This is a genomic window from Salinicola aestuarinus (genome assembly GCF_003206645.1).
GTDB classification, from domain to species: domain Bacteria; phylum Pseudomonadota; class Gammaproteobacteria; order Pseudomonadales; family Halomonadaceae; genus Salinicola; species Salinicola aestuarinus.
Genome location: NZ_PZJP01000006.1, coordinates 24,849 through 38,018, shown reverse-complemented (window position 1 = coordinate 38,018; position 13,170 = coordinate 24,849). Strand labels below are relative to the sequence as shown.

Sequence of the window (13,170 nt, the reverse complement as noted above, 5' to 3'; positions counted from 1 at the left end):
ATGCGTTACACTGCGATTATCGATCGTCTCCAGGATCTCGGTGGCGACAAATGGGCGCTTCACAACGAGTCACGTCGGCGCATCGCCGCAGGTGACGAGATCATGGAGCTGACCATCGGTGAACCCGACATCACCACCGACCCGGCACTCGTCGAGCACTGCGTTGCGGCGTTGCGGGCCGGCCGGACTCGCTACTCCAATGGCCGTGGTGAGACCGGGCTGGTCAATGCCCTGATCGACCTCTACGCGGACCGCCTTCCCGGGATTGAGGAGGAGAACGTGCTCTGTTTCCCCGGCACGCAGACGGCCCTGTTCGCAGTGATTCTGGCGCTGGCGGGAGAGGGGGACGGCGTTCTGACCGGCAACCCCTTCTACGCCACTTACGAAGGGGTCATTCGGGCCGCCGGGGCGTCGCTGCAGTCGGTGCCGCTGCGCATCGAGCACGGTTTCGTGATGCAGCCGGCGGATCTGCGAGCGGCGATCACACCGGAGAGCCGGGTTCTGCTGCTCAACACCCCCCACAACCCGACGGGCGCGGTGATGGATCGCGATGCGATCGCGTCGCTGGGGCAACTGTGTATCGAGCACGATCTGTGGATCGTCTGTGACGAAGTTTACGAAGCGCTGATCTTCGAAGGTACCTTTGTCTCCCCGCTGGAAATCGCCGAGCTGCGCGAGCGTACGGTGGTGGTTTCCTCGATCTCGAAGAGTCACGCCGCCACCGGGTTTCGCAGCGGCTGGTCGATAGGTCCCGTCGCGTTCTCGCGCCGGCTGCTGCCGCTGTCCGAAACGATGCTGTTCGGCAACCAGCCGTTTATCGCCGACATGACCGAAGCCGCGCTGCGCGGCGATTTCGACACCGCGGAGCGACTGCGTGAAGCGCTCGGCCGGCGCGCGCGGCGAGTCGCAGCCGCCGTTGCCGACCTGCCGATGCTCTCGGCCAGTCTGCCGCAGGGCGGTATGTTTCTGATGATCGATGTGTCGCGCACCGGTCTCGATGGCGAGGCCTTCGCCGAGCAGTTGCTGGAGCGCCACGATGTGGCGGTGATGCCAGGCATCTCTTTCGGTGAAAGCGCCGCCGGCCTGGTCCGCGTGGCGTTGACGGTGCCGGACGACACGCTACTCGAGGCTGTGCGGCGGATGGGCTGTCTTTGCGATGAGCTGGCCGAAGCCGCAGCTGATCGAGAGGCAGTGACATGACCGCATTTCCCTTTAGCCTGGAGAATCCCATCGAGTGGCCCGGGCCACCGCCGGCAAGCGCTGATGTCGTCGTGGTTGGGGCAGGGGTCATCGGTGTGACCTGCGCGCTCTTTCTCGCCAGGCGGGGCCTGTCCGTGACCCTGCTGGAGAAAGGCCGAGTCGCCGGCGAGCAGTCTTCGCGCAACTGGGGCTGGATACGTCAGCAGGGACGGGCGCCGGAGGAGCTGCCGATCGCCGGCGAGGCGTGCTCGCTTTGGCGGCAGCTGGCGCGAGAGTGCGGCGAGGATGTGGGGTTGGCGCCAGGGGGAGTGACCTACTTTGCCCACACCGACAAGGAAATGGCGGCGCTGCACGAGTGGATGCCTCACGCCCGGGCGCACGGCCTGGACACGCATTTGATGGATGGCGCGCAGACCGCGGCGCTGATTCCGGGGATGTCGCGACAGGTGATCGGGGCGATGGAGACCCCTTCCGACATGCGGGCAGAACCCTGGAAGGCGGTACCCGCGCTGGCCCGGCTAGCCGCTCGCGAGGGTGTCACGATCGTCGAGAACTGCGCGGTTAGAACGCTTGATGTCATGGCCGGGCGCGTCGCCGGCGTCGTCACCGAGGCAGGGCGGATTCAGGCAGACGAGGTCGTGGTGGCCGGCGGCGCCTGGAGTTCTCTACTGCTGCGCCAGAGCGGCATCGACCTGCCGCAGCTTTCGGTGCGCGGTACCGTGATGGCCACCGAGCCGCTGAAGCAGGTCTACGCCGGGGCCGCGACCGATGACAAGGTCGCCTTTCGCCGCCGGCAGGACGGCGGCTACACCCTGGCCGCCGCCGGTTTCCATGAGCTTTTCCTCGGCCCCGACGCCTTTCGCCACTGTCGCCGCTACCTCCCCGCGCTGCGCGAGGATCCGCTTGGCACGCGCTTCAAGCTCGCCGCACCGGCCGGATTTCCCGATGCGTGGCGGCTGGCGCGGCGCTGGTCTGCCGATCGGCCAACGCCGTTTGAGCGCATGCGGATGCTTGACCCGGCACCCAACGCACGCGTGGTGCGCGACACGCCGCGCGCTTTTGCCAAGCGGTTTCCGGGTCTGGGTGAGGTGCGCGTCAAGGCCGCCTGGGCGGGCATGATCGATGCCATGCCTGACGTGTTGCCGGTGGTCGATCGCTGCACGGCGCTGCCGGGATTGACGGTCGGGACCGGCATGTCGGCCCATGGTTTCGGCATCGGCCCCGGTTTTGGCCGTGTCCTTGCGGATCTAGTTGTCGGTCGGGAGACGGGGCACGATCTGAGCCGCTTCCGTTTGACGCGCTTTAGCGACGGCTCCCCGATCCGGCCCGGCCCGGCGCTCTGAACGGGGGCGACCTGACGTCGGCCGGGGCATCGGACGATGATCCGGTGACACGCGCGGGGTGGCTCTGGCCTGCAGTGCGCAGGGCTTGCATACTCGCCGCTCGCCAAACGGCGTTTTCAGAGATTCCACCGTCGGGACCGCCAGACCATGAATGACCCACTTTCCGCCGTGACGCTCGGCGACAATCCCATCGCCGACATCGCGACACGCTTCGGCTTCATGATCGTCGATGGCGCGCTCGCCACCGAACTCGAGCGGCGAGGCTGCGATCTCAACGATGCGCTGTGGTCGGCGCGAATCCTCAGCGAGTCGCCGCAGATGATTCGAGACGTTCACCGCGCCTACTTCGAAGCCGGGGCCGACTGCGCGATCACGGCGAGCTATCAGGCCACGCGGGAAGGTTTCCAGCGCGCCGGTATCGACGCCGAGACCGCGGATGCGCTGATGATGCGCTCGGTGACTCTGGCCGTCGAAGCCAGGGAGGCGTTCTGGCTTTCGCACGAGCAGACCGCGACGAGACCCCGCCCACTGGTGGCGGCATCGGTAGGGCCTTACGGCGCGTTTCTCGCCGATGGCAGCGAGTATCGCGGCTACGCCGGACTCGCGATCGATCGCGCCGGCCTGGCCGAGTTTCACCGACCTCGACTGGAGACGCTGCTGGCGGCGAAGCCGGATCTGCTGGCGGTGGAGACGCTGCCGTCACTCGAGGAGGCGCTGGCGATTGCCGATCTGCTGGAGACCCTCGACGCCCGTGCGTGGATCACCTTCTCGGCGCGCGACGGCGACTGCATCAGCGATGGAACGCCTATCGCCGAGTGCGTTCGCGCCCTGGACGGGCGGCCCAACGTCGTTGCCATGGGCATCAACTGCACGGCACTGGCGTCCATCGAGCCGCTGATCGCGACGATTCGCTCCCAGACCGCGCTGCCGATCGTGGTCTATCCCAACTCCGGTGAGCACTACGATCCCGTGACCAAGCGCTGGCACGCGGCCACTGAGGTGGCGAGTTCGGCGCCGGCGGATCTGGCCGATGGCGTCTCGTGCTGGCTGGCGGCGGGGGCCAGCGCCATCGGCGGCTGCTGCCGGACGGGGCCGGAGGACATTCGTGCGCTGGCGGCGCGACGCGCGCAACCAGCGCCATGAAGTATCGCCGGCTCGTCCGCCGGCGAGCGGGCTAGCTCGGAATCTCGCCGAGGCGCATCTGCGGCATCTCGATACCCAGCGCGGTGGCCGTCCCCTCGAGCAGGGTGACGGAAGCGAAGAAGGCATCGCGGGCGCGGCGGGCACGAATGCACTCCATCAGCTGCCGGTGGCGCTCCAGGCTCTCGCCGGGCGCGCTCTCGCTGACGTTGGAGGTCTCCACCAGCAGGTGAATCGATGGCCGCAGGATATGCGATAGCTGAGTCCAGACAATGTTGTGCGTCGCCTTGAAGATGGCGACGTGGAACGCGACGTCCCAGTCGTTGTGTAGCCGGGCGCGCTCGGCAGCATCAGTGGGGGCATCGCGCAGGTGCTGCCCCATCCCCTCGAAAGCCTCTTCCATCGCGACCAGATCCCTGGCCGTGGCACGGCTCGCCGCGGTCATCGCCACGTAGGGCTCGACGTCGAAGCGAAACGCCAGGATGTCGCGCTGAATGCCGGGATTTGGTGTCGCGAACTGGGTCATCCAGGCGGTGACCTGGGTATCGAGGATGTTCCAGTCGGAAAACTCGCGAACTCGGGAGCCGTAGCCCGAGATGCGCTCGATGAGACCGGCGTCGACCAGTCGGCGAAGATCGCTGCGAACGGCGGAGCGGTTGCGTTCGAAGCGCGTACACAGATCGATCTCTCGTGGCAGGAAGTCGCCGGGGCGGTAGTGGCCGGTGAAGATGTCGCGGACCAGAGATTCGGCAACGCCAAGCGACGGCACCGTCTCGGTCTGCGCGGCGGCATTCGAATGAGTGTCGTAGCGGGAAGATGTCACGCGGTGGAGTGTCTCCGGTCTCGAAATCTTGGCTGTCGACTGCCGGGCGCCAGCATCGATCGACGGGGGTGACACCGACTATGTTCAACATAGCGGTCAATAATGCCATCTTACCCACCAACCCGAGCGACGGCGAGGGCGGTCGCCTCGTCGTTTGGTCCCATACCGATTCGGATGAGAGGCGTCGTCCGTCGCCCTGCAAGCGGGTACCGCTTCGTCGCGCACGCGGGGGGCGGGCGCGAAGACGGCCAGGGACTGCCGCGGGCGGCGAAAGCGCCGCTTCCGGCTTGTCGTTGGCCTGCCTGGCTTGCGGCTCAGAACACCCAGTTCGGCAGCGTCATCGAAATGGCCGGCACGAAGGTTACCAACAACAGCAGACCCACCATTAGCGCCCAGTAGGGCATCACCGCGCGGATGAAATCCGGAATCGAGACCCCGGTGATCGAGCAGGTGGTGAACATCACCGTCCCCAGCGGCGGGGTGATGGTGCCGATGGAGGCGTTGAGAATGAACACGATGCCGAAGTGCACCGGATCGATACCGAACTGCGCCGCCACCGGTGCCAGCAGCGGAGAGAGAACGATCAGAATCGCGTTGCCCTCGAGAAACATCCCGAGCAGCAGTAGCAGCAGGTTGGCGATGAGCAGAAACGCGACGGCGCTGCCCACTTCGGAAGAGAGCAGTAGCGCGATCTGCTGAGGGATCTGCTCCCAGGTCAGCACGCGGGCGAAGCCCGAGGCCACGGCAATGATGAACAGCACGTTGACCGCGGCCATCAGCGACTCCTGGGTGGCGAGCGCGACGCTCTTCAATCCCATCTGGCGATAGACGAAAAGCCCCACGATCAGCGCGTAGAGCACGGCGATCGCGCCGGCCTCGGTCGGGGTGAAGATGCCCACGCGAATGCCGCCGATCACCACTACCGGCAGCAGCAGCGCGATCAGCCCGGCGCGGGTGACGCTGATCCACTCCTGCCGCGAGACCCGCTCGCGCCGCGGGGTCTGATAACCGAGCCGACGACACTGGCGTGAGACCAGACACATCAACGCCAGCGCCATCAGGACGCCCGGGACGACGCCGGCGAGAAACAGCCGCCCGATGGATACGTTGTTGACGTAGCCATAGACGATCAGCGCGATCCCCGGGGGGATGGTCGACGTCACCAGCGACGACGAGGCGGTAATCGCACTCGAAAACGCCTTGGGGTAGCCGGCGGCGGTCATGCTGGGTACCAGCAGTTTGGCGTTCATCGCGGCGTCGGCGATGTTGGAACCCGAGAGTCCGCCCATGAAGGTGCTCAGCAGCACGTTGGCCTGGGCCAGCCCGCCGTGGAGTCGCCGGGTCAGGAGTTCGGCCAGGGTCAGCAGCCGCTCGGTGATGCCGGAGTGGTTCATGAACACGCCGGCCATGATGAAAAACGGGATCGCCAGCAGCGAGATCGACTCCAGCCCGCCGGCGAGGCGCTGGATCAGCATCACCATGGGCTGATCGGCGCCGACCAGGAAGTAGACCAGGCTCGAGGTGAAGAGCGCGAACGCCACCGGCGTTCCCAGGCAGAAAAGAATGAACAGCGCGACGAGTGCGAAGCCAACGGCCATGCGTTACTCCTTGCGCTCACCGGCGCTGGCGGCCGGGACGGGAGAGGTCGTGTGGCGGTTATCGGTCATCAGCCGCACCACCGCGTGATAGAGCATCAGGGCCGCGCTGATCGGAATCGCGATATGGACCCAGTAATAGGGGATCTGCAGCATGGGCGTGGCGCGAAAGCGCGAGAACGGCAGCAGCTCCAGACCCCAGAACAGCATCGCCGAGGCGCACACGGCGACGATCCCGACGTTGAACACCCGCACGTTCCAGCGCGCCAGTCCGGCGGGGAGCCTGTCGTTGAGCAGGCCGATCAGCACGTGCTCGTTACGCCGAACCAGCGCGCTGGCGCCGAGAAAGCTCGTCCAGACGAGCAGTAACTGGAGCACCTCTTCGCTCCACGCCAGCGGCGCGGCAAACAGATAGCGCATGAAGACATTGGCAATGGCCACCACAAAGAGCCCGAATAGGGTCAGGCTGGCAACGACCTCGTCGAGCCGCATGACCCTGTCGAGCGCCCGAAAAAACGCAGGCATGAGGTATTCTCCCGGCGACGCTTCGACAGCGCGTCGCGATTGACGGCTCGCGACCGCCTGTAGAGACGCTGTCACGGCCGGCGCGAGTGGGTGAGTCGGGAGCGCCTCGGAACGGTCATCACGCAACCGCTCGAGGCGCTGGGTCAGCGCGGGGGATCACTCCTCCATGATCTGACGGATGCGCTCGTAGAGACCATCGCTCCACTGCGGGAAGGCGGCGGGGATCTCTTCGGCGGCGCGCTCGCTGAAGGCGGTGGTATCCAGTTCGTGGGTCTCGACACCGGCGTTGGTCAGCGCCTGCAACGATTTGGCGGTCTGCTGTTCGACCAGACCGCGCAGGTTGGTCGCCATCTCTTCACCGGTCTCGGTGAGGATCTGCTGCTCCTCCGGCGAGAGTTGCTCCCAGAACGCCTGGCCCGTGACGAAGGGCGCGACGGTGTGCATGTGTCCGGTCAGATTGAGCGTCTTGACCACCTCGTAGAACTTGCCGCCGTAGAGCACCGGCAGCGGATTCTCGACACCGTCGACCAGCCCCTGGGCGAGGGCCGGATAGACGTCCCCCAGTGACATCGGCGTGGGCACGGCACCCATCGCCTCGATGGCGGCGACGTACATCGGCGAGTTCTGGACCCGAACCTTCACCCCGGCGAGATCCTCCGGCGTGGAGACGGCGTTGCGCGAGAGCAAGTGGCGCACGCCGTAGACCGTGTTGGGAATGACGATGTGATAGCCCGCGGCCTCGACCTTCTGCTCCTGCTCGGCGAACCAGTCGGAATCGAAGATCTTGAGCTTGCTGTCGAAATCCTTGGCGAGATAGGGCGCGTCGAGTACCGCGAGATCCGGCACCGAGCTCATGAAGTTGGAGTAGGCGGTAATGGTGATCAGCGGCGAGCCGAAGCGTGCCTGCTCCATCACCTCGGTTTCTCCCCCGAGCTGGCTGGCCGGGAAGGCAGCGAGGGTGAGTTCACCGTCGCTCTCCTCGGCGACGCGTTCTGCCCACGCCTTGACGGCGACATCGACCGGCTCGCCGGGCTGGTTGCCGTAGGCAACGCGAATCTCGGTGGCGGCGGCTGCCGTCAGTGGGACGAGGGAGAGAGCGACGAGCGTGCTGAATCCGGCAAGCGTCGCGGTCAATCGGGTGCTGTTGAACGGTGTCATGGCGTGCTCCCTGGATGGGGTCGGGTTCTTGGTCATCGTTATCGGACGGGTAAGGTCGTGCCGCTGACCGCTGACCGCTGACCGCTTGGCTGCGGTGTCGGCGACAGCGGGGGCATACCGAATCCCCGCCTGTTGTTGTTGGAATCGTTGCGCGCGACCGACGGCATCAGCCGGTCGCCCGCGAGGCATCGTCGCGCATGGCCTGGGTCAGTTGCGGTGTCGGTAGCCCCGCTGCCTCGGCCATCTCGATGACCGGCTTGATCCGGCGTTCGAGCTTGGTGGCGTGGTTCTGGGCGATGTCAGCGAGACGGTGGTCGAGATAGGGGTTGGCGAAGCGCTCGAGCGTCACGTCGCGGTACGTCTCGAGCGTGGCGATCGGCAGCCGGGTGGCAAGCGCGGGTAGTGCCTCAGACGCCAGCACCTCACGGAGGGCGACCACGAGCGTCTCGTTTTCCATGGCGTCGCGGACGAAGGTTCCCGGCTCTCCGGCGCGGCGCCACTGGTCGACAAGAAAGGTGTGAGCGAGATTGAGTACATGGAGTTTCAACAGCGCCTGCGGTGTCAGGTCATCGACGACTTCGACGTCCGGGTGCTCGCAGGGAATCGCCATGCCCGGCTCGCGCTGGATCGCCCACAGGGCGTACGGCTCGGCGATGGCACCCAGTGGCTCCAGCGGGGCAGAGACGATGCGATCCACCAGCGTGTTGGCCCACACGCAGGCGCTCGTCAGCCACTGAACGAAGGCCTCGGTATCACCGCTCGAGTCCGCTTCGCAGATGGCGTCATCAGGAACCTGGCCACCGGCGGCAGTGGCATCGCGGCGTGTCATCTCGATGACCAGTGACTTGAGCGTGTCGGCGTTCCGATCGATCAGCTCGCAGGGGAGAATCGTCAGCCCCTCGCCGCCCGCATCGAAGCGGGCGCGCAGAAGCTGCGTCAGCTTGCCGGGGTAGCTCGTCGGTAGCGGGTTCAGGCTCGAGTCGGCGCCGATCTCGTAGCCGCTGTCGGCGGTATTGGAGACGATGATCCGAGCGTGCTCGACGACATGGCGGGTAATGGCCGGCCACGCTTCCTCGGCGATCGCGCAGTCGGCAACGCTGTCGACGATCTCCTCGCGGTCGACGATCTCGCCGTCGCGGCGGCCCCGAATGCGAACCGGATAGCGGCGCGCCCTCGCGAGCGCGCGCGCCTTGTGTTTGCCCTCCTCGCGGGGGGAGGTCTGCACCACCAGAATGCGCGCCTCGCTCGCCCCGCGAGCGAGCGAATCCGACACCATCGCGTCGACGTGGGCGAGCAGAAAGCGCCCGGTGCCGAACTGGACGATCGTCGCGTCCGGCGGGAAAGTGGCGAGATCGGTCGTCATGGCATCGCTCCTTATAACGTCGCCCTTCATCGCGTCGCCCTTCATCGCGTCGCACCTCATAACGAGACGCCGCGCTTCCAGGGGATGAAATCGTGCTGAGAGAGGCGCTGGGCGTGGGATAGGTGGCGGCCGGAGGCGACCTCGATACAGAGCGTGAGCAGTGCGTCGGCGAGCTCCCCGATATCGCGCTCGCCGCGCACGATGGGCCCGGCGTCGAAATCGATGATGTCGCGCATGCGTTCGGCCATTTCGCTGTTGCTGGCGATCTTGAGCACCGGTGCGACCGGGTTGCCGGTGGGCGTGCCGAGTCCGGTGGTGAAGACGATCAGATTGGCACCGGATCCTGCCAGCGCGGTGGTGGACTCGACGTCATTGCCCGGCGAGCAGAGCAGGCTGAGCCCGGCGCGGCGATGCGGCTCGGTGTAGTCGAGCACGTCGACCACCGGGCTATCGCCGCCTTTCTTGGCTGCCCCGGCGGACTTCATGGCATCGGTGATCAGGCCGTCGCGGATGTTGCCCGGGGACGGGTTCATGGCGAAGTCCGCCCCCACGGCGGCGGCGTGACGCTGGTAGGCCTCGATGAGCTGGCGGAAGCGCTCGGCCGTGGGGACATCGACGCAGCGAGCGATCAGCTCGTGCTCGACGCCGCAGAGCTCGGGAAACTCGCTCAGAATGCCGCTGCCGCCGAGCGCCACCAGCCGGTCGACCACGGCCCCCACCAGTGGATTGGCGGAGATGCCGGAGAAGCCGTCGGAGCCGCCGCACTCGACGCCGAGGGTGAGCTTCGACAGCGGCGCCGGCTGGCGGGTCACCCTGTTCGCCGCGGCCAGACCGTCAAAGATCGAGCGCAGGGCGTCGCGGATCAGCGCGTCCTCGCCCGACGATGACTGCTGATCGAAGTAGTCCACCGTCTTCAACGCCCCGGGGTCGCGCTCGGCTACTGCGGCCTTGAGCATGCCGATTTGCGCCTTCTGACAGCCCAGGCTGAGTACCGTGGCCCCGGCGACGTTGGGGTGGCAGATGTAGCCCGCGAGCAGCTGACACAGTGCCTGGGCGTCGTCGTCGGTGCCGCCGCAGCCCAGGGTGTGAGTGAGAAAGCGCACGCCGTCGACGTTGGGGAAGCGCCCCGGCGCGCTGGCGGCGATGGCGTCAGCGCCCGTGTCCGGCACCGATACGTCATCCGGGGTGTCGTCCAGCATCCGTCGCGCCATGCGCTTGTAGTCCCGATAGGGGTCATCGCCCAGCGCGTCGGCGACGCACTGGCGCAGCACCTCGATATTTCGGTTCTCGCAGAACACCAGCGGGATCACCAGCCAGACGTTGGTCGTCCCGACACGGCCGTCGGGACGATGGAAGCCTGCGAAGCTCGCGTCGGTAAAACGTGAAACGTCCGGTGCCGTCCAGCCCCGGGAGCCGGGTACGGCCTGCTCGTCGCCGGTGGCATGGGCAAGGTTCTCGGTGGTGATGACGCCGCCGGCCGCAATCGGTCGGGTCGCCTTGCCGACGACCACGCCGTACATGGTGACGATGTCGCCCGGGGCGAGCGCGCTCAATGCGAACTTGTGCTTGGCGCGGACGTTGTCGGCCAGCTGCAGGCACTCGTCGTCCAGCGTGACTTGGCGCCCGGCGGGCAGGTCGGTCAGCGCCACGCCGACGTTGTCTCGCGGATGAATGCGCAGGCACGTCCGCGCCGGGGCGTCGCTGCCGATCACTGGCCTGTCGATATCGCTCATGCTGGCGCGCCTCCGGCAGCGGTGTCGTCGAGGGTGACCATCGCCTTGACCACGCCGCTCGCGGGATCGCACCAGCCGGGCATCAGCGCCGGCAGTTCGTCGAGCTTTCCGCGGTGTGTGATCAGCGGGGCGGTCTGGATATCGCCGCTCCCCATCAGCCGCGTCACCGTGTCGAAATCCTCCCGGGTGGCGTTGCGGCTCCCCATCAGGGTGAGCTCTTTGCGGTGGAAGTCCGGATCGCTGAAGCGGATGTCGGCCTTGACCACGCTGACCAGCACGTAGCGCCCGCCGTGACCGGCGAAGTCGAAGCCGCGATTCATGGCGGCCGGGTTGCCGGTCGCGTCGAAGACCACGTCGGCGAGGGCGCCGTCGTTCATCGCTTCGATCTCGGCGACGACGTCATCATCGGTCGCGTGCCACACCGCTTCCGCACCGAGAGCATCGCGGCACAGGGCGAGACGCTCGCGGTTGGTGTCGACCATCGCTACCCGTGCCCCCCGGCTCCGGGCGACCTGCAGAACGCCGATGCCGATGGGACCGGCGCCGACCACCACCACGAAATCATGCTGCTCGACCTGGCCGCGGCGCACTGCGTGGGCTCCGATCGCCTGGCACTCCACCAGCGCCAGCGCCTCCGCCGAGAGCCCGGGCACCGGCACCAGATGCGACGCCGGGACGTTCAGGCTGTCGGCCATGCCGCCGTCGCGATGGACGCCGATCACCTCCAGGTGCTGACAGCAGTTGGTGCGCCCCTGGCGGCAGCTGCGGCACTCGCCGCAGTGCAGATAGGGGATGACATACACGGCCTGGCCGAGCAGGCCGGCGTCGACGTCCTCGCCAACGGCGACAACCTCGCCACTCAGCTCGTGACCCAGCACCCGGGGGTAGCTGAAGTAGGGCTGATTGCCGCCGAAGGCGTGAATGTCGGTGCCGCAGATCCCGATGCGCTGAATCGCGACTCTTGCTTCATGGGCGGCGCAGGCCGGCACCGGCCGCTCGGTCACGCGCATCTCGCCGGGCTGAGAACAGACGACGACTTGCATAACACCCTCCTCCCGCACCGACCGAGGATTTAAAGGAGCAATGGTCGGACCAATGAGTTGACGGTTGGCCCGGTGACGTCACGACGTACCGGGCGTGAAGCTCGTAAGGCGGGGGAGACCTCGAAAGGCGTACCCCGCGGTAGGGACTACTCCGCTGCCGCCGCGCTCGCGGTCGGCGCCAGATAGGGCGTCAGTTTGCGTTGGCTGGGATCGAGCAGGCCGGTAAAGTCCGGTTCGTCGACGCTCTCGGTCGTCGCGACGTGAACGCCGGTGTCGACACTGCGTGGCAGCGACACGCCCTGGGAAGCGGCGTAGGCGAACCAGACGCCGGAGTAGCCCATCATGTAGGGATCCTGAACGACCAGTGCGTCGATGGTGCCCTGGCGCAGGAAGTCGACCTCCAGCTCGCTGGAGTCGAACGCCACCAGACAGACATCCTCGGCGCCCTGCTCGGCGAAAGCGGTGCCGGCACCGTCGCCCATCAGCTGGTTGTCGGCAAAGATGCCCTTGAGATCGGGGTAGCGATTGAGCAGGTCGAGAGTGTCGTTCATCGCCTTCGCGGTATCGTTGTTGGCCACCCGATTGTCGACGACCTCGATCTCCGGATACTCGCCGATCGCATCGAGGAAGCCGTTGTCACGGGAGACCAGTGACTCGCCATTGGGATTGGTCCGTAGATAGGCCACCTGGCCCGCCGGCTCACCGCCGGTTCGCTCCATGCACTCGGCCAGCGCATGCCCGGCGCGCTGGCCGGCGGCGAAGTTGTCGGTGGCGATCAGCGAAGCGTAACGATCGGTGGCGACACCGGAGTCGATGATTACCACCGGAATGCCCGCCTCGGTGGCGCTCTCAACGGGGCCGGCCATGGCATCGGTGGAGACCGGGGCGAGAACGATCGCTGACGGTTGGCGGCTGATCAGGTTCTCCATGATCGAAATCTGACGCGCGACCTCGGTTTCGTTGGCCGGCCCCAGCTCCTCGATCTGGATGCCCAGGCGGTCAGCGGCCTGATGGGCACCGTCGAAGACTGCCTGCCAGTAGGAGGCCGTAGTGGCCTTGATCACCACCGGAATGGTGATCTCGCTGTTCTGCGCGCTGGCGAGCGGGCTGGTGCAAAGCCCGGCGAGCGCGACGCCCAGCGCGAGCGGGGCGAGTTGGCGTGAGCGTGGCGTGTGGCGTGGCATGAGCGTTCTCCGCAATCTTGTGGTGGTTTTTGGGTCCTGCGGTCCTGCTGCCCTTCAAGCGGC

Annotated in this window: 11 protein-coding genes; 3 read left to right on the top strand and 8 right to left on the bottom strand. The window is 66.7% G+C overall.

All coding sequences use genetic code 11. The features are described 5' to 3' along the window. The 3 genes from DOM41_RS09930 (at position 1) to mmuM (ending at position 3,686) form a co-directional block, all read left to right on the top strand. Positions 1-1,200, top strand: a complete 1,200-nt coding sequence (locus DOM41_RS09930) for a pyridoxal phosphate-dependent aminotransferase (RefSeq protein WP_110686714.1) — start codon at positions 1-3, stop codon at positions 1,198-1,200. Next, complete coding sequence (locus DOM41_RS09925; protein ID WP_110686713.1) at positions 1,197-2,543, top strand: NAD(P)/FAD-dependent oxidoreductase; 1,347 nt, start codon at positions 1,197-1,199, stop codon at positions 2,541-2,543. The genes DOM41_RS09930 and DOM41_RS09925 overlap by 4 nt, the downstream gene beginning before the upstream one ends. A gap of 147 nt (positions 2,544-2,690) precedes the next feature. Next, the gene (gene mmuM / locus DOM41_RS09920) at positions 2,691-3,686 is read left to right on the top strand and encodes a homocysteine S-methyltransferase (protein ID WP_110686712.1); all 996 of its coding nucleotides are present in this window, start codon (positions 2,691-2,693) and stop codon (positions 3,684-3,686) included. Positions 3,687-3,717: 31 nt separating this feature from the next. On the opposite strand, the gene DOM41_RS09915 is transcribed toward mmuM, so the two are convergent. The 8 genes from DOM41_RS09915 to DOM41_RS09880 form a co-directional block, all read right to left on the bottom strand. After that, complete coding sequence (locus tag DOM41_RS09915) at positions 3,718-4,452, bottom strand: FadR/GntR family transcriptional regulator (RefSeq protein WP_245391815.1); 735 nt, start codon at positions 4,450-4,452, stop codon at positions 3,718-3,720. A 368-nt stretch (positions 4,453-4,820) separates the two neighbouring features. After that, entirely contained in the window at positions 4,821-6,104 is a 1,284-nt protein-coding gene (locus tag DOM41_RS09910; protein ID WP_110686710.1) for a TRAP transporter large permease, read from the bottom strand. Between the two features lie 3 nt (positions 6,105-6,107). Continuing rightward, positions 6,108-6,626 carry a TRAP transporter small permease gene (locus DOM41_RS09905; protein WP_110686709.1) on the bottom strand — a complete coding sequence of 173 codons (519 nt, stop codon included), beginning with the start codon at positions 6,624-6,626 and terminating at the stop codon, positions 6,108-6,110. Positions 6,627-6,782: 156 nt separating this feature from the next. Beyond that, entirely contained in the window at positions 6,783-7,784 is a 1,002-nt protein-coding gene (locus tag DOM41_RS09900) for a C4-dicarboxylate TRAP transporter substrate-binding protein (protein ID WP_110686708.1), read from the bottom strand. Positions 7,785-7,950: 166 nt separating this feature from the next. After that, on the bottom strand, positions 7,951-9,147 hold the full coding sequence (locus DOM41_RS09895; RefSeq protein ID WP_110686707.1) for a mannitol dehydrogenase family protein: 1,197 nt from the start codon (positions 9,145-9,147) through the stop codon (positions 7,951-7,953). A 56-nt stretch (positions 9,148-9,203) separates the two neighbouring features. Continuing rightward, the gene (locus DOM41_RS09890; RefSeq protein ID WP_110686706.1) at positions 9,204-10,880 is read right to left on the bottom strand and encodes a UxaA family hydrolase; all 1,677 of its coding nucleotides are present in this window, start codon (positions 10,878-10,880) and stop codon (positions 9,204-9,206) included. Further along, positions 10,877-11,923, bottom strand: a complete 1,047-nt coding sequence (locus DOM41_RS09885) for a zinc-binding alcohol dehydrogenase family protein (protein WP_110686705.1) — start codon at positions 11,921-11,923, stop codon at positions 10,877-10,879. The genes DOM41_RS09890 and DOM41_RS09885 overlap by 4 nt, the downstream gene beginning before the upstream one ends. Before the next feature lie 146 nt (positions 11,924-12,069). Beyond that, positions 12,070-13,107, bottom strand: a complete 1,038-nt coding sequence (locus DOM41_RS09880) for an ABC transporter substrate-binding protein (RefSeq protein ID WP_110686704.1) — start codon at positions 13,105-13,107, stop codon at positions 12,070-12,072. Positions 13,108-13,170 lie beyond the last annotated feature (63 nt).

What these genes read in the sequence shown, in the direction of transcription:
- DOM41_RS09930 (WP_110686714.1), top strand. Translation starts at nt 1, where the DNA reads ATGCGTTACACTGCGATTATCGATCGTCTCCAGGATCTCGGTGGCGAC.
- mmuM (WP_110686712.1), top strand. Translation starts at nt 2,691, where the DNA reads ATGAATGACCCACTTTCCGCCGTGACGCTCGGCGACAATCCCATCGCC.
- DOM41_RS09885 (WP_110686705.1), bottom strand. Translation starts at nt 11,923, where the DNA reads ATGCAAGTCGTCGTCTGTTCTCAGCCCGGCGAGATGCGCGTGACCGAG.
- DOM41_RS09925 (WP_110686713.1), top strand. Translation starts at nt 1,197, where the DNA reads ATGACCGCATTTCCCTTTAGCCTGGAGAATCCCATCGAGTGGCCCGGG.
- DOM41_RS09890 (WP_110686706.1), bottom strand. Translation starts at nt 10,880, where the DNA reads ATGAGCGATATCGACAGGCCAGTGATCGGCAGCGACGCCCCGGCGCGG.
- DOM41_RS09880 (WP_110686704.1), bottom strand. Translation starts at nt 13,107, where the DNA reads ATGCCACGCCACACGCCACGCTCACGCCAACTCGCCCCGCTCGCGCTG.
- DOM41_RS09900 (WP_110686708.1), bottom strand. Translation starts at nt 7,784, where the DNA reads ATGACACCGTTCAACAGCACCCGATTGACCGCGACGCTTGCCGGATTC.
- DOM41_RS09910 (WP_110686710.1), bottom strand. Translation starts at nt 6,104, where the DNA reads ATGGCCGTTGGCTTCGCACTCGTCGCGCTGTTCATTCTTTTCTGCCTG.
- DOM41_RS09905 (WP_110686709.1), bottom strand. Translation starts at nt 6,626, where the DNA reads ATGCCTGCGTTTTTTCGGGCGCTCGACAGGGTCATGCGGCTCGACGAG.
- DOM41_RS09895 (WP_110686707.1), bottom strand. Translation starts at nt 9,147, where the DNA reads ATGACGACCGATCTCGCCACTTTCCCGCCGGACGCGACGATCGTCCAG.